This window comes from Streptomyces sp. NPDC001980 (genome assembly GCF_040296885.1).
In the GTDB taxonomy this organism is placed as follows: Bacteria; Actinomycetota; Actinomycetes; order Streptomycetales; family Streptomycetaceae; genus Streptomyces.
This window is the reverse complement of sequence record NZ_JBEOYD010000052.1, coordinates 36857-52492: the sequence shown is the minus strand read 5'-3', so window position 1 is coordinate 52492 and position 15636 is coordinate 36857. Positions and strand designations below refer to the sequence as shown.

Genomic DNA, 15636 nt, shown 5'->3' with positions numbered 1-15636 from the left:
TGGAACCCTTTTGACTCTGCACACGTTCCCAGGGCCCTGCACTGCTCCGCTGCCGGTCGGCTCAGCCGCGGTGTCGCCGCAGGGCCCGCCAGGCATCGCCGATCGCGTCCTGGACGCGATGCCACCAGTACTCCAGCTTGTTGCGTACGGTCACATACACCCACCGGCGTTTGAACCACGGCGGCAGATCCCGGAACGGTACGAAGGTCAGCGTGTCCCTGATGGCGTGGGTGGCGAAGCCATGCGGCCCCTCCGCGCGCAGTGCTTCGTACAACTCCGGCGTGAGTGCGCCGTTGATCCGGGCGGCGTCGCCCGCCGCGGTGAACGCGAACCCCCGCTGGTTCGGATCCGGCATCCGCATCGCCTGCACGATCCGGGGGGAAGCCTCCGCCAACGGGCAGTTGAGCGCCAGTCCGATCACCGCCGTCCCGAGGTGGTCCTCTCCACGTGTGAACGCGGCGTCCCATTCCGCAGAATCGTCGAGACCGAGCAGGCCTTCGCCGCCCGCCCAATCCCATCCGGATGCCATGTCCCCTTCCCTCCTCATCCCTGCGCCTTCACCCGTCGCACTTGGGCGGAAGCACCCGCTGCTTCTTGGTGTTGTTGATCATGCCCGCCCTCTTCAGCTTGGTCAGATCACCCTCGTCGACGCTGTTCGACGGGTACGAGGACTGTACGTGGCCGTGGTAGATCTCCTTGACGATGTTGCCGTCCTTGTCCGTGATCGCCCGGTGCCGATCCAGGACGACGATCTCGTTGTTCACGTGGTCCACGCCGAGGCGCCGGGTGACGTTCGGGTTGTTCGGGTCCAGGTCGATGGACCGGTCGAGTGCGGCCTGGCCGTTGGTGGGGGAGCGGCTGATCTCACCCCTGGCGGACGAACTGCTGCCCGAACCGTGCTTGCTGTACTCGGAATCGTCGTAGACCCGAACCGGCTCGGTGCTGTCGCCCTCCAGACCCAGCGGGTCGGTCCAGCGCAGCGGGTTGTCCACATAGGCGTGGTGGTTCGGACCGGGGACCAGTCCCAACGGGTCGGGCGAGAGGTACTGCGCGGTGTCCGGGTCGTAGTACCGGGCCAGGTTGTAGTGCAGGCCGGTCTCGGCGTCGCGGTACTGACCTGGGAAGGCCAGCGGGCACAGGCCCTCGTCGTCGGCCAGGGGCCGTCCCCACAGGCTGGTGGCGGCCCGCCAGGCGATCGTGCCGTCCTCGTCCACGAGTTCGCTGGGTGTCCCCACCGAGTCGGTGACGATCGCGTAGAACCGCCTGCTGACCTCGTCCGCATCGAGGACGCTGCGTCGCCCCCGCGTCTGGGCCGCCGCCCGGTGGGTACCCGGATCCCAGTCCCACGTGTCGGTCTCCACCGCACCGTCCCGGAGCGCCTGCTGCTCCGCGAGGTTGGCTCCGTCCCAGGTGAAGGCGGTCTCGTCGACGGCCGAGCCGTCCTCGTGTACCCGCCATTTGGCGGTACGCCGGCCGAGGACGTCGTAGCGGTACCGCCATACGCCCCGGTCGGGAGTCGCGGCCTCGACGAGCCGGTCGTCGGCGTCCCAGGCGTAGGTCCAGATCCGCCGCAGCCCGGACAGCGTGCGCCGGATCATGCGGACCACGCGTCCTTGGTCGTCGTGCTCGTACGTGGTGCGGCCAGCCGACGTGACCTTCGTGCCGGAGCGTCCGACCGGGCCTTGCGCGTCCTGTCCCGCGGTTCCGGGATGGTTCGCGGTGGTCAGGTTGCCGAGTTCGTCGTACGCGTAGGTCTCGGTCCAGTTCGCGGCCGACACCCGGGTGACGCGGCCGGCCCGGTCCAGGTCGAATCTCCGGGTGCCGGCCAGCCTGTCGTCGACCGAGGTGAGGTGTCCGTCGCCCCGGTAGGCGTAGGAGCGGGCCTGCAGCACGGTGCCGGCATCGGGGCCGGCCGCACCGGTCCCCGAGTGGATGACCTGCTCCACCAGGCGATGTCCGGCGTCCCAGGATTGGGTCAGCGAGGCGGCGCCGGCCAGCCCGCGGGTGGTTTCCCGGCCGGCCGCGTCGTGGGTGAAGGTGAGCTCGCCTGCCGCGGTTACGAGCGAGACGGGCAGGCCCACGGAGTCGTACGACCACCGCGAGGTGGCGCCGGACGGAGTGGTCCGCCGCACCCTGCGGCCCAGCGGGTCGTACGCGCTGGTGACTGTGCGGCCGTCGGCGCTTTCGGTGAGCACCCTGCCCACCGCGTCGTACCCGAAAGCGACCACGCTTTCCGGGCCCGCGGCCTCGACCAGCCGGCCGGCCGGGTCGTAACGCAGGGAGACGACGGCGCCGCCGTCCGTGCGGGTCTCCACCACGCGGCCGGCGGTGTCACGGGTCATCCGGACCGTCTGCCCGATGCCGTTCCGCCGCTCGGTCTGCCGGCCGGTGGGATCGTGGGCGTAGGTGAGCGTCCGGCCGTCGAAGTCCGTCTCGCCGACGAGACGGCCCGCCGCGTCGTAGTGGTAGCTCCAGATGTCGCCGAGCGGATTGGTCACGCCGACCAGCCGTAGTTCGGCGTCGTGGGTGAAGCGGTAGCGGGTGCCGTCCGGATCGGTCCTGGCGCTGGGAAGGTCGAACGCGCCGTACTCGAAGGCGGTGGTGGCCCCGCCGCGGTCACGGTGCTCGGTGAGGTTGCCCTGCGGGTCGTACGACCACGTCTCCCGGCCGCCGTCGGCGTGTTCGCGCCACAGCAGCCGCCCCTCCGGGCTCCATCCCTGGTGGAGAGCCCCGCCGACGGCGTCATCGATCCGGACGATGCGGCCGAACGCGTTCCGGTGCACGGTGACGGTGCTGCCGCGTGGGTCCACGACCCGGACGGGCAGCCCCGCCTCGTCGGTGTCGAAACGGAAGGTGTTGCCGAGCGCGTCGGTCCGTGCGGTCCGGTGGCCGCGCCCGTCATAGGTGTAGCGGCTCACCGCACCGAGCGGATCGGTGCTGGTGAGCAGGTTGCCCCGGTCGTCGTACGTGCACTCCCAACGCGCTCCGTCGGCCTCCGTGACGGCGACGGGCAGACCTTCGTCGCTGTACGCCACTTCGATGACGGTGCCGTCCGGCCGCTCCATCCGGGTCGGCTGGCCGTGGGTGTCAAGAGTGAGGCCAGTGGTACGGCCCAGCTGGTCGGTGCGTGCGAGCAGCCGTCCGAAACGGTCCCACTCGGAGAGCTCGGTGTGCCCGAGCGGGTCGGTCACGGCGACCGGTTGGTAGAGCTCGTTGTAGCGGTATGTCGTGGTCTGGCCGAGCGCGTCCGTGTAGCGCGTCTCACGCGCGTCGTCGTCGTACTCCACAGTGCAGGACAGGCTGCCGTCGGCACCCTCGCCCCGGACACAGCGGTCCAGCCCGTCGTAGCCGAAGCAGTAGTGATAGCCATTGCGGTCGGTCCACGACGTAATGCGCCCGCCGGAGTCGTAGGTGAGGCTCATGGGCAGCTCGCCCGAGTCGTGGATCCCGGTCAGGTCACCGACGGAGCTGTAGTCGAAGCGCCGCAGGACGGTACCCTCAGGGCCGTCCTCAGGATTGCGCAGGCGCAGACCGGTGACGCGTCCGCCGTCGGTGGTGTCCACGTACACGTACCGGCCGCCCGAGTCGTGTACGGCCACGGGTGCGCCGTCGGCATCGCGGTCGAAGTCGATCCGGTAGCCGTTGCGGTCCGTCATCGCCGTGAGCAGCAGGGTGAACGGCTCGTCGATCGGCCCAGGCCGCTGCGGCGGGGCGAAATGACGGGTGATGTCGGTGAGCGGGTCGGTGATCCGTACCGGGGCACCGGAAGTGCCGTCCCAGTCCAGAGGCCACCGCGGCCCCTCCGCCGGCAGTACCGACGCCCCGGGTTCCGGCACGGGATAGACGAGGATCATGCCGTCCTCGGTGGCGAAGACGGCGCCTCGGTCGTCCAACTCCAGACGTTCGTCGAGTGTGCAGGCCCACGACGAGCCGAAGGAACGGCCCGCGCGGTACGTGGACAGGTGGGTGCGCCGTAGGAGAAGTGGAAGCAGCCCGGGTAGCTCGACATCGGTCTCGGCCATGTACATCTCGCCGGAGACCATGTCGATGGGGTCGCCGTTGAGGCACCGCCCCTTGCCCGGCTTGCTCTTGGCGAGCACATCGTCGGCCTCCTTGCGCAGCCCCTTCTTGCCAAGGCTCTCCGCCATGGCCTTGAGGCCGCCCTTGAGGAACTTCATCTCCTTCACGCCCTTGGCGAGCTTGCCGAGGCTGGTGATGCCCTTGCCGCCGGGTATGCAGTCCAGCGCGGCGAACGCCACATCCCACAGGGATGCTTGCCCCTTGGAGTATTTGTAGAGGGTGTCCGCGAGGACGACGAGCGCAGCCACCAGCACGATGGCGCCGAGGATGGGCCCGCCGATGATCATCGCGATGATGCCGACGACCGCGACGACGACCTTGCAGACGGTGACGATGGTGTCCCAGTTGTCCTCGAACCAGTGGCCGACGTCCTGCCACCAGTGCCGGTTCGGGATCCCCGCGTCGGAGGCCTCGTCGATCTTCCGCTTCGCCTCGCCCGCGGCGTCGTCGCGCATCTTGCGGGCGTCCTCGGCCATCTTCTTCGCGGCGTCGAGGGCGTTCTGGGCGGTGGTGACGTCCGACTGGGCCTGGGTGTGCGCGGACCTGGCGCTCTGCACGTCCCGGGTGGCGGCCCGGACCTTGCCCTCGTCCGGCTTGTCACCGTCCGATTTGCTGCCGGTGGGATCGTCCTTGTACTTGTCGGCTTCCTTCGTCGCCCGGGTGACCCAGGAATCGGCCGAGGAGAGGCGGGACTTGGCGGAGGACAGGTCCGACTGGGCCTCCTTCGCCTTGGCGAGGGCCTTGTCGGCCAGGGCCTGGGCGCGCTCCAGCTTGGGCCAGTAGTCGGCGAGGGCGTCGCCGCACATCTCGTAGGACTTCTTGAGCTTCTTCAGGTTCTTCGGGACGTCCTTGAACTGCTCCTTGAAGACCTCGGCGGATTTGCCGGCCCACTGCAGGAGGGTGTCCTCGCCGGCCATGCCCTTGACCAGGCGGAGCGCGTCGGAGACGTCGTCGGCGAAATCGTGCAGCTGCGTGGCGAGGGAGCGGACGCGCTGCGGGTCACCGGGGGTGGGGTCCCTGTCGAGGTCGAGTGGATGCCAGTCCGCCGGTCGGTACCCCGCCATGTCCCGCAACCCCCGTCGCGTACGCCTCATCAACAAACCTGTGCACACGTGAAGTTACAGGTCCCACCTGTATGAGGTGAAGGCCGCTCTGTGACTCCGGCACGGATAGGCGCTCCGCCTTGACGTGTGGATCAACCCGTCTTCCGGAAGCCTGCCCTGTCAACAGCCCTTTGCGGAGGCCAACTGGGGGTCGCGGCGATGTCACGGGACGGCACCAAAGCCGAGATGGGGGCGCTGAGTTGCCTGACTATGGTCTGCCGTGTGCGTTTCGTGCGGCTGGCGTGCAGCAAATCGCTCTGGTGTATTCCGGATGGACCCCGATACCGTATTCGCTGCTTCGCAGACCCCAACCGCCCCACCGGGAGCCCGCTGTGACCCGCCGCCCCTGCCTGCTCGCGACAGCTACCGCCGGTGTGACGGCCGCACTACTACTTGCTGGCTGCGGCGGAGGCGACGGAGCCGAGTCCGACTCGACCGGCAAGAGCGCGGACGCGGGGGCTTCGGCTTCGCCCAGTGCTTCGGCTTCGTCGGCTGACGCCGCAGGGCGTCCGAAGATCACCTTCCCTTCCGATGCCAAGAACGTCTTCGAGGACGCGAAGACGGGAGATGCCACCAAGGATGCGGTCCTTGCGGACAGTGCTCTCGGCGTCAATTCCGTGGATGAGGCGATTTTCAAGGGGAGCACGGGCACCGAAGCGCTGGATTTCTATCACAGCGGAAAGGCCCTGGAGTCGTCGATCGCCTATGTGCAGGGTTTCATCGATGACGGTGACACGTGGATCGGGGAGATTCGCTTCTTCGATCGCAAGGTGACCCTTTCCGGGGTGAACCGCGCCTATGTCACCTATTGCTCCGACGAGAGTAAGGCCTTCGTCAAGAACAAGAAGACCAAGAAGGTCGACCGGAACCCGGCGACTTCGAAGTCCTATGTGCTCTATCGCACTGTGCTCGCCAAGAATGCAGATGGTGTCTGGCGAACCGCTGACATCGTTTCAAACAGGGGAGACAGGGCGTGCCAGCCATAAGGAAGTTGCCGAGGGTTGTAACGGCCCTAGGGCTGGTCGGCGCTCCGGTCCACGCGTGTGGCAGACCGACGCTCTGACTTCGCACCGCGGCGACAAGGCCTGCCTCGGCTAGCCGACGAGCCGCGTGTTCTCGGTACCTCGGGTACCAATCCCAGCCGCCCTACAAGGAGTCATTCGTGAACCCCCGTTCCAGCCTGCCCACGACAGCCGTAGTCGGTCTGACCGCGGTACTCCTGCTCGCAGGATGCGGTGGGGGTGACGGCGACGGCGACGGCGACGGCGACGACGGAGCGAAGGTCGCGGACAAGGCCTCGTCCGCGTCCACAACGACCGGGGCGTCTGCCTCGGCCTCGCCTAGTGCGTCTGCCTCGGCCCCATCGGACGGTCGCCCGGAGATCTCGTTGCCCGCCGACGACACCCTCACGTTCACTCCGGAACAGGATTCCGACCCGGTCAAGGATGCGATCCTCAAGGACAACGCGGAGTTCGTCCGGGCGCTTGACGCGGCCATTGTTGCTCAGAATCCCCGTCTTCCCGCTCTCGAGTACTACACGGAGGGTGAGGGCGCTGTGGCGGCTCAGGACTGGGTTCAGTCGTTCAAGAAGGCCGGTTGGACCGTCACCGGAACCGTGCGGTACACGGACCGTCAGGTCAGCGTCGAGTCCAAGGACAGGGCTTCGCTGACCTACTGCGGGGACGAGAGTAAGGGGTACACCAAGGTCATCAAGACCGGGGTGATCGAGCACACGAAGGTCACCAAGAACAGCTATGTCGCTTATGGCGCCCAGGTCCAGAAGAACGACAAGGGCGTCTGGGAGCTCGTCAAGATCGCTTCCACCCGGGGTGCCGACAAGTGCCAGCCGTAGTGGGGCACTTCTTCCAACTGGCGGAGCGGCCCCTTCCGGAACCCTTTGCAAGGGCCAACCCGACCGCCACGGACAGCTGTCGCAATGTCACAGGAAGGCAACCAATGCCCGCCGAGGGGCGTTCGGTTGACCCCCATTGACCTGGTTGTGCACTGTTTGCGCAAGCGGTGTTCAGTCATTCGCTCTGGTGTCGTTGGGTTCGACCCCGCTACCGTATCGGCTGCTTTCTTCGACATCTCCCGCCCCACTTGGAGCCCACCGTGCCTCGCCGCCTCCGCCTGCTCACCACTGCCACCGCCGGTGTGACGGCGGCACTTCTACTCGCCGGCTGCGGTGGAGGCGACGGAGACAAGTCCGACTCGAACGGCAAGATCGCGGGGGCGGACACGGAAGCCTCGGTTTCGGCTTCGCCCAGCGCTTCGGCTTCGGCGTCCGAGTCTGGGCGGCCGAAGATCACGTTGCCTTCGGATGTGACGTTGACCTTCGAGGGCGGCCAGACGGGGGATGCCGTGAAGGATGCGGTGCTCGCGGACGGCGCGGAAAGGGCGCGGGCGGAGGACGCCGCTATCACCGGGACAGATCCCAAGGGCGAGGGACTCGCCTACTACAACACTGGTAAGGCTCTTGAGGCCACGTTGTCCTGGGTTGCCCAGTTCAAGAAGGCCAACGTCACGATCACAGGCGTTGTCCGGTATTACGACCGCAAGGTGACGCTCAAGAGCAAGACGTCGGCCATCCTCACGTTCTGCGGTGACGAGAGCAAGGGCTTCAGTAAGAACAAGAAGACCAACAAGATTAACAAAACGCCTGTCAACAAGGACAGCTACGTCTCGTACAACACCAGGCTCGACAAGAACTCCGAAGGTGTTTGGCAGACATCGCAGATTATTTCCATCAGGGGGGCAGCTCAGTGTCAGCCGTAGCCAGAGGAACCGCATGCGCTTTCGTCGTCGGCATCGTGTGGTGGACCTCCGGGCCGGCGGCCTGGGCAACCGTCACTCCTGGAGGGGGCTCTGGCACCAACAGCCAGGTGAGCGGTGATCAGAAAGACGGCAAGGTGTCCGCGACCGCCGGTGCCGTCGTCTACGACCTCTCCAAGAACGGTTCCGGGGCATCGACCGGCGCGGTGACGCCGACCTCGACCTGGACCCCGCCGGCCTGTTATTACGCGCCCAAGTACTCACCTGATGCGCTCGAGGCCTACCTGACCCCGATCTGGGCGGCCGACTCGACGGGCTATGAGTGGGATGCCCAGCAGCGCGACCGCTACGTCAACGGGAAGCCGTACACGGACTTCAACAAGGACAAGGCCGGTAAGGGCTACTGGTGGGACTCGTACGTCACGAAGGGCCGTGAGGGAGACCCCGGCGCGCTCGACTGCACGAAGCCCATCTTCTGGGTGGACACGGGTGACAAGCCGCCGGCGGACGTACCCCAGGCGGTCACCCCGGAGATCCTCTCGCAACTCGCCTACAACCAGATCCGCGTCCCCGGTACGAAGGTGACCCTGGCCCCGGCGGATAAGACAAAGGTGAACCTTCCCACCTGGGCCTGGCTGGACGGTGCCGAGTTCAAGCCGGTCTCTGTCACCGCGTCCGTTCCCGCGCTGGGTATCAGCGCCACGACCACGGCCACGCCGTACTCCCTCAAGATCGACCCAGGCACCTCGGATGCGGTGACGTATCCCGTTTCGGGTGTCTGCGAGTTCAAGAACGGCAGCATCGGTGAGGCCTACGCCAAGGGGAAGGCCGGCGAGACGCCACCCTGTGGGGTGAAGTACCTGCGATCCTCGGGCACGGGCTCGTACCCGCTCAAGGCCACGATCACCTGGAAAATCAGCTGGACGGGCACGGGAGGGACGGGCGGACCCTTGGACGACGGGACCTTCGGGGCCACTCAGGATGTCATCGTGCAGGAGATTCAGTCCGTCAACAGGTGAGCGATGAGTCGGCCGGAGCCTTCCGGCCGTGGGAGGCGTCGTGGGTGACCGGACCAGGATCGACGATCTCGACGTGCTCAAGAGCGTTTCCACGGGCATCGAGAAGATCGTCGAGGAGCTGCAAGGGCTCGACGACAAGAACAAGTACGGCTGGAGCCGGGGGGTCGTCGGTCACGAGGAGCTCACGGACCGGCTCGACGACTTCGCCGACAACTGGGACTACAAGCGAGGGAAGCTCGAAGGGGAGTTGGCCAAGCTCGCGGCCATCACGAAGGCCGCGGCTCAGGCCTACGAGCAGATAGACACCGACCTCGCCAACGCAGTCCGCCAGCAGGAGAAGAAGCCCCAGAGGCAAGGGGGATGATGTCCCGACCGAAGGACTGGTCACCGGTGGAGCTGGACTCCGACCCGGTGTCTGGAGACCCCGAGGCTGTGGCAAAGCTGGGGCGGCGATTCCGCTCGGTGGCCGATGCCATCAGGAGGCAGACGGGCAACATCGAAGCCCTCTGCGGTGTGGACGGCTGGCAGAGTGATGCCGCGAACGAGTTCCGCAAGACTGCCGAGGGGACAGCCGGACGGCTGAAGAAGGTCCTGGACCGCTTCGAGACGGCTGCTGACCTCCTGGGCGAGCAGACGGACCGGCCGGATGAGAAGTACGCATCCGTCCTGGCGTCTTCCCAGCAGGCGGCGGACAAGGCCCGTAACGACGCCGAGCGCGACCGTGGGGAGCGGGACCGTCTCGACAAGTCGCTCGACGCCCTGGACAAGTCCGCGAGCGACTACGAGCAGCAGAAGCACGACCTGACCACGAAGCGAGACGAGGTCGACGGTCGTGTCAACGACGCCATCAAGCGGGTGCACGACGCCAAGAACGCCCGCAACCGGGCCGGGGAGAAGGCGGCTCGCGCTCTTGAGGCGCTCATCGACCACGACAAACTGAAGGACTCCACCTGGGAGAACATCAAGGGAGCGCTCAAGAGCATCGCGGACATCGCAGGCTGGGTGGCGACAGCCTGCGCCCTCGCCTCGCTGCTGGTGGGCTGGATTCCGGTGATCGGTTGGGCACTGGCGGGTGTATTGGACGCGATCGCTCTGCTCGCGACGGTGGTGTCCCTCGCCTGTCACCTGGTGCTCGTCTTCTCGGGAGATGCAAGCATCGCCGACCTGGTTCTGGACGGCGTGGCTCTGCTCACGTTGGGGCTGGGCCGTGCCGCCCTGAGCGCGGGCAAGGCGGCTGCCGCGGGTGTGCGGGGCGTGCAGACGGCGAGTCGCTCCGCCAGGGCGGACTACCTCGCCGCCAACTCGCTGTCCGGCAGATCGGTGAAGGCGGCCAACACGCTGAAGGGCAAAGCCACCAAGGTCGCGAACCAGGCCGCCGAAGAGGCGTCGCAGAGACTCGCGGGCGACTTGCCGGGATCCTTCGGGAAGCTCGGGGAGTTCAAGCACGTCCTGAATCCCAAGGTGATCTACCAGGACACGGCAGACGCCGTGAAGGGCCTCAAGGACTTCAAGGACGTTGGGAAGCTTTTCGGCAGGGATGCTTGGCGAGGAGCGCGGCCCTTCGGTAATCCGGAGTGGGTCGAGTCCAGCAAGGCGCTCAAAGAGGTACCGATTCTCGGCAAGTTCGAAAGCATGGGCGGTGTGAAGTTCACCGACTATGTGCGATCCGCCGGGCAGAGATGGCTCGGTTACACTGCCGCGGCGACCGCCATCGACGGAAATGACAAGCTCCACGGCCTCACGGAGTGGAACAATCCATACAACAAGTGGAAGTCTGCTTGGACAGTGGGCTCCTGACCGCGAGGACGATTTCCGGGTGGGTGATGACGTGGTGTGGCAGTGCCTGATCTCCGAGCCGGAGGGCTGTATCAGACTTCCCGTGGGCGAGAACGCCGAGTTCGACGAGTGGGCGAAGCGAGCCGCTCGGAACCATCTGGGCGCTGAGGCTCCGCGCAGCGAACTCCGTGAACTGGCCTCGACGCTGGCACGTGTGGCGGAGACCGCTGAACTGGGCGACCCCACCTTCGCCTATGCCTATGTGATCGACGCGGCCAAAGCGCTGACCGCCGTCTACGAGGTCCATGACTACGACGGGGACGGCTACCGGTCCGTGGACCGACTCCCCGACCTCCTGGCCGATGTTCTGCCCACCTCTCCTGAGCGGCGCAGCGTGACCGAGGTGAATCTGCCGGCCGGTCACGGTGTACGTGTCCAGGAGCTCCTCTCGGTCGAGACCGGCTCGCTCTTCAAGAAGAAGACGATGATGGAGACGGTCACTTACGCGGTGATTCCGCCGCAGGTCGACAACGTCCTTGTGTTCCGCATGTCGTGGACGAACCTCGTCTTCGGCGAAGCATTGCTGGAACTCGCGCAGACGCTGGCCGAGTCGCTGGAGCTCGCTGAGGTCAAGGAAGGCTGAGGAATGCCGGACGCCGTCGCCCACGGCCTCACCGATGGCGGGCTCGTCCCGCCCACCGACTACGGCCTCGTCGTTCCGGACGGCTGGTTTCGGATTCCGCTCGAGCCCGACGGCTGGAAAGGGTCGATCAGGGCACTGGCTGAACGGGTCTTCGACGGTCAGGACGACGCCGTACTGCTCAAACGGGAATTCAGCAAGGCTCTTCTCGCTCGTGCCGAAGAGGGCTACGAGAATGGCGGTGTTGAGCTCTACATCTCTACGACTTCCATCGGGCCGGTGCCCCTGTCCTCCTCGCTCCTGGTCACCGTCGTCCCTCCAGAGCAGGATTTCCGCCTGGACGCCCGGGGTCGTTCTCAGCAGATCACCGCCGTCGAACTCCCCTTCGCGGGCCCCGCGAGCGTGCGACGAACCCGCACGGTCCCGGATGCCGATGACTCCTCCGGCAACCAGCTGCCCGTCACTGTGGTCGACTACGCCGTCAGTGTCCCGGGCACCGAAGCAGTTCTCCTGCTCACCTTCTCGACATCCCTGGACATGTTCGCCGACGCTCTGGTCGACCTGTTCGAGGCGGTCGCCAAGTCGCTGCACTGGAAGTGACCATCGTTCCTGAGTGGGGTCCGGTAGACGATATCGAGCGGTCACTCGTCGAACCACGCCACCAACCGCACGTTCTCCTCGCCATGGACCCCCGCCAGGGCCTCCATCACCGTCCACACCGGCGCCCACGGGCCGTCCTCCGGGACCGCGTCCCGGCGGCGGGCTCGTTCGGCTCGGTAGACCGTGGTGCCGGTGGTCCATTCCGTGCCTTCGGGGTGGAGGCCGGCAAGGTCGGCCGGGGACGTCGTCAGCGTGTTGATGCCGCTAGCTCGGGCGAAGCCTCTGCTCCAGTCGTGGTGGTGGACCAGACGGAGGGCGCCGTCCGGGGCGCGGTGGTAGCGGGCGATGTGGGTGGTGCGGGGGACTGCCGGTTCCGTCCAGTCGATCGCCCTCGCCTCCGGCCAGGTCAGCCAGGTCTCCGCGAAGGCCGAGGCCGCCCAGGTGGCGTGCTCCTTGCGGACCTCGGGGGACGTGTCCGGCGGCAGGCCTCGGTCCGCCGCCACCGGGCGCCAGGTGGCATCGAAGTCACGTACGCCGAAGAGGCAGGCGAAACCGTCGTAGTCCCTCGGCATCCCCAGCATCGACAGGCTGATCGCCGGGGACCATCCCGTCTCGTCGTGGGTCAGGCCTTCCCGCCAGGTGCGGCACTCGATCCAGCCGTGCATGTCCGTTCCCATGCGGTCATTGTGGCCGGGGCTGTACCAGGCAGGAGATGAAGTGGGCCCACGCGGAGGAACCGACTGAGAAGCGGAGGCCTGCCGGGGTCTTCGAGTCGCGGATGTGGACGGCCGCAGAGGTGGTGGCCACCTCGACGCAGTTCGAGCTGTCGCCGCTGTACGTCGACTTCCGCCAGTGGAGTATGTGCACGGTCGCTCTCTCAGATGTCCTGGATGAGGCTCTGGACGAAGTCGTGCGACTCGGCGGGGCCGAGCGCGCAGGACTCCATGTGGTCCAGCACGGCACGGTACTTGCCCAACTGTGCCTCCCCGTCGAGAAATCCGCACCCGCCGTGGTGGGTGTCGAGTTGCACCGTGTCGAGCTGGGGAACCGGGCCCTCGACGTAGTCGAAGGACTGACCCGTGCTCGGGTAGTACTCCGCGTCGAAGGGGATCACCCGGACGGTCACGTTCGGCAGCTCACCCATGTCGAGAAGGTGCTTGAGCTGGCCGCGCCTGACGTCGGAGCCGCCGAACCGGATGCGAAGAGCGGACTCGTGAATGATCGCCGCATATGGCAGCGGCTTCTCGCGGTGGAGGATCCCCTGCCGTTTCATGCGGTGCGTGAGGCGGTGCTCGATCTCGTACTGCCGCATGGCCGGCACCACGGCCCGGAAGAGGGCACGGGCATGGTCGGCGGTCTGCAGCAAGGCGGGAACGTGCATCGCGAGGGCCACCCGCAACCCGGTCGCGTGGTGTTCGAGTTCGGCCAGATCGACCAGCGCAGCCGGGAGGTGTTCGCGGTACGCCTCCCACCAGCCGCCTGTTCGGCGTCCGGTCATCGCGGCCAAGGCGTCGACCACAGCCCCGTCCGAGCAGTCGTACGCCGATGCCAGTGAGCGGACGCGGTCAGCGCTGAGGGAGCTGCGGCCTGTCTCGATCATGCTGACGCGCCCCTGGTTGACGCCCAGGAGCGTCGCGGCCTGGGTGACGGTGAGGCCGGATCGCTCGCGGAGTTTGCGCAGCTCAGTACCGAGACGCCGTTGACGCAGAGCGGGGTTGCTGGTGGGCGGCACGGCATGTCCTTCCCGGCCGATGTGCGGCTCTCTTGTAACCCACAGGAGGTAAACGCGGGCACATCTCCCCAGTTGTAGAGATGTATCTCCCATCCGCGGCCTACTGTAGTGCCTGTACCGCCCAACTCCCCGCGCCCACAAGCCGGAAGCGCACCCCACGGCAGAGCCACCGCCCGGCGCGGTCGTTGAGCCCGATCCGCCTCCCCCTTCCTCTCGTTCTCGCTGGAGGTCTCCATGGGAACCGTATCCCTGCCCGACACCTGGGTGTACGCCCTCCGTCTGCCGCACGACCCGCGCGCGGCACGCGTCGCACGGATGACCGTACGGGCGGCGCTGAGCAGCCACGGCAGACTCGAAGTCCTTGACGTCGTCGAGTTGTTGACGTCGGAGTTGGTCACCAACGCCTACCGGCACACGAGCGGCCCCGCATCCCTCCGCGTGACTGCCCTGCCCGACGGTCGGCTGAGGGTCGGCGTCTGGGACAGTCACCCCCGCGTCCCCGCCCCCTTCGGCGCACCGCCCCGGGACCGTGTCCGGCTCACCCCGGCGGACGCCGAGGAAGGGCGTGGGCTGCATCTCGTACAGGAGTACGCCGACTCGTGGGGCGGTTGGGCCGTGGGGGACGGTGGTCCGCTGGACCGCGGTGCCGGGAAGCTTCTGTGGTTCGAGGTGGGTGGGCGTCGTGTGCAGGTGCGAGGGGCGACGGCGTAACCACCGTTCGGCGGGCGTCAGGGACAGGTCAAGCTCCGGTCAATCCACTCGGTAGCCGTCGCTCTCGGCGCTGCCGCATGGAAGGATTTCCCGGTTGCGGAAGTGAAAAGAGTGGCTCGGTCAACGGGGAGCGGATGCGATGAGCGCGCGGCAGGTACGGAAGATGTTCCAGCTGATGGCCAGTGGCGAGCCCGTCGAGCTCACCAACGCCTGGTCCTCCGTGAAGAAGCTCGCCCGGCTCGCCTTCATCGCCCAGCAGTTCGGGTACGAGTACGCCGACGCTCGCCACACCGGCTCCCGCAACAACGTGCTCAAACTCCTCATCGTGCCCGACCACAGCCCCCAGGGCCGGTCCCGCGCCGCGCAGAACTGGGCGCAGTATCCGAACGCCGCCGACGGCGTCTCGCTGCCGCCCCTCGTCCCCGACGCCGTCGAACTCCTCAAGGCCCGGATCCAGTTCGACCTCACCGGGAAGAACGCCGAGAAGCGCATGCTGCTCGGGGCCGGTGGTATCACCCTCGGTCTGGTGCTGGCCGCGGCGCGGGCCGGTGGGAGTGCGGGCGCCTTCGTCGTCTCCGGTGTCGTATGGGTTCTCCTCATGGCCGTCATGGGACTCGGGTTCTTCGTCACGCGCGGGCGCAACGCCAAGTTCGCGCAGCGGCTCCAGGCCGCCGGGTTCGTGCCGGTGACGGACCAGAGCGGGCGGGTGCGGTATCTGCCGCCCGGCACGCCCATGCCCATGCCTATGCCCATGCCCATGCAACCGGGTGCGGTGCAGCAGCCGCAGTACCAGCCGCAGTACCAGCCCCCGCAGCAGGCCGGTCCCTACGGCCCGTACGGCGGCCAGGGCGGCCAGATCGGCCAGGGCCCCTACGGCGGCCAGACCGGCCACGGCCCCTACGGCGGCCAACCCCCCGCCGGCCCCACTGCCCCGGCCCCCGCCCCCGGTTACGGTCAGCAGCCACCCGCGCCCCACACTCCCGGCCCCTACGCCCCGCCCCAGCAGCCCACCGGGCCGTACGGCGCTCCCCAGCAGCCCACCGGGCCGTACGCTCCCGGCCCCTACCACCAGCAGCCCCAGCAGCCGCCGTACCCCTCCCGCTGAGCCGGCCCCCGCCCCGGACCTCTCACCCGCCCTCTCCCCGGGGTGAGAGCAACGTTCCCTTCCGGTCACCCACAGCCACAGACCGGAAACGCCGCCTC

Annotated in this window: 15 protein-coding genes; 10 read left to right on the top strand and 5 right to left on the bottom strand. The window is 67.4% G+C overall.

The features are described 5' to 3' along the window. Nucleotides 1–61: 61 nt before the first annotated feature. Nucleotides 62–529, bottom strand: coding sequence for a hypothetical protein (locus tag ABT137_RS44685; RefSeq protein ID WP_351718296.1), 468 nt, complete (start codon nucleotides 527–529; stop codon nucleotides 62–64). A gap of 28 nt (nucleotides 530–557) precedes the next feature. Then, a complete protein-coding gene (locus tag ABT137_RS44680) occupies nucleotides 558–5144 on the bottom strand; it encodes an RHS repeat-associated core domain-containing protein (protein ID WP_351718294.1) in 4587 nt (1528 codons plus the stop codon). 371 nt (nucleotides 5145–5515) lie between these two features. On the opposite strand from ABT137_RS44680, the gene ABT137_RS44675 reads away from it, so the two are divergent. The 8 genes from ABT137_RS44675 (at nucleotide 5516) to ABT137_RS44640 (ending at nucleotide 11990) form a co-directional block, all read left to right on the top strand. After that, complete coding sequence (locus ABT137_RS44675) at nucleotides 5516–6169, top strand: hypothetical protein (protein ID WP_351718292.1); 654 nt, start codon at nucleotides 5516–5518, stop codon at nucleotides 6167–6169. A gap of 176 nt (nucleotides 6170–6345) precedes the next feature. Beyond that, complete coding sequence (locus ABT137_RS44670; RefSeq protein WP_351718290.1) at nucleotides 6346–7035, top strand: hypothetical protein; 690 nt, start codon at nucleotides 6346–6348, stop codon at nucleotides 7033–7035. A 260-nt stretch (nucleotides 7036–7295) separates the two neighbouring features. Then, nucleotides 7296–7958, top strand: coding sequence for a hypothetical protein (locus ABT137_RS44665; RefSeq protein WP_351718288.1), 663 nt, complete (start codon nucleotides 7296–7298; stop codon nucleotides 7956–7958). After that, nucleotides 7946–8974 (top strand): hypothetical protein, encoded by a 1029-nt coding sequence (locus ABT137_RS44660; protein WP_502984677.1) that lies wholly within the window; start codon nucleotides 7946–7948, stop codon nucleotides 8972–8974. The genes ABT137_RS44665 and ABT137_RS44660 overlap by 13 nt, the downstream gene beginning before the upstream one ends. 40 nt (nucleotides 8975–9014) lie before the next feature. Then, on the top strand, nucleotides 9015–9338 hold the full coding sequence (locus ABT137_RS44655; RefSeq protein ID WP_351718284.1) for a hypothetical protein: 324 nt from the start codon (nucleotides 9015–9017) through the stop codon (nucleotides 9336–9338). Nucleotides 9339–9364: 26 nt separating this feature from the next. After that, nucleotides 9365–10771, top strand: a complete 1407-nt coding sequence (locus ABT137_RS44650) for a putative T7SS-secreted protein (RefSeq protein ID WP_351718282.1) — start codon at nucleotides 9365–9367, stop codon at nucleotides 10769–10771. A gap of 82 nt (nucleotides 10772–10853) precedes the next feature. Continuing rightward, on the top strand, nucleotides 10854–11393 hold the full coding sequence (locus ABT137_RS44645) for a hypothetical protein (RefSeq protein WP_351718280.1): 540 nt from the start codon (nucleotides 10854–10856) through the stop codon (nucleotides 11391–11393). Nucleotides 11394–11396: 3 nt separating this feature from the next. After that, entirely contained in the window at nucleotides 11397–11990 is a 594-nt protein-coding gene (locus ABT137_RS44640; protein WP_351718278.1) for a hypothetical protein, read from the top strand. Nucleotides 11991–12031: 41 nt separating this feature from the next. Here the strand turns inward: ABT137_RS44640 and ABT137_RS44635 are convergent, their stop codons facing one another. The 3 genes from ABT137_RS44635 to ABT137_RS44625 are packed head-to-tail and all read right to left on the bottom strand — an operon-like array spanning nucleotide 12032 to nucleotide 13722. After that, nucleotides 12032–12667, bottom strand: a complete 636-nt coding sequence (locus tag ABT137_RS44635; RefSeq protein ID WP_351718277.1) for a hypothetical protein — start codon at nucleotides 12665–12667, stop codon at nucleotides 12032–12034. 4 nt (nucleotides 12668–12671) lie between these two features. Next, the gene (locus tag ABT137_RS44630) at nucleotides 12672–12857 is read right to left on the bottom strand and encodes a DUF397 domain-containing protein (RefSeq protein ID WP_351718275.1); all 186 of its coding nucleotides are present in this window, start codon (nucleotides 12855–12857) and stop codon (nucleotides 12672–12674) included. A gap of 10 nt (nucleotides 12858–12867) precedes the next feature. Continuing rightward, nucleotides 12868–13722: a helix-turn-helix domain-containing protein gene (locus ABT137_RS44625; RefSeq protein WP_351718273.1), complete on the bottom strand. Its 855-nt coding sequence runs from the start codon at nucleotides 13720–13722 to the stop codon at nucleotides 12868–12870. Nucleotides 13723–13956: 234 nt separating this feature from the next. Between ABT137_RS44625 and ABT137_RS44620 the strand changes: the two genes are divergently transcribed. Together ABT137_RS44620 and ABT137_RS44615 are read left to right on the top strand one after the other, a co-directional pair. Continuing rightward, complete coding sequence (locus tag ABT137_RS44620; protein ID WP_351718271.1) at nucleotides 13957–14433, top strand: ATP-binding protein; 477 nt, start codon at nucleotides 13957–13959, stop codon at nucleotides 14431–14433. A 139-nt stretch (nucleotides 14434–14572) separates the two neighbouring features. Next, nucleotides 14573–15538 carry a hypothetical protein gene (locus ABT137_RS44615; RefSeq protein ID WP_351718269.1) on the top strand — a complete coding sequence of 322 codons (966 nt, stop codon included), beginning with the start codon at nucleotides 14573–14575 and terminating at the stop codon, nucleotides 15536–15538. The last annotated feature ends 98 nt before the right edge of the window (nucleotides 15539–15636 follow it).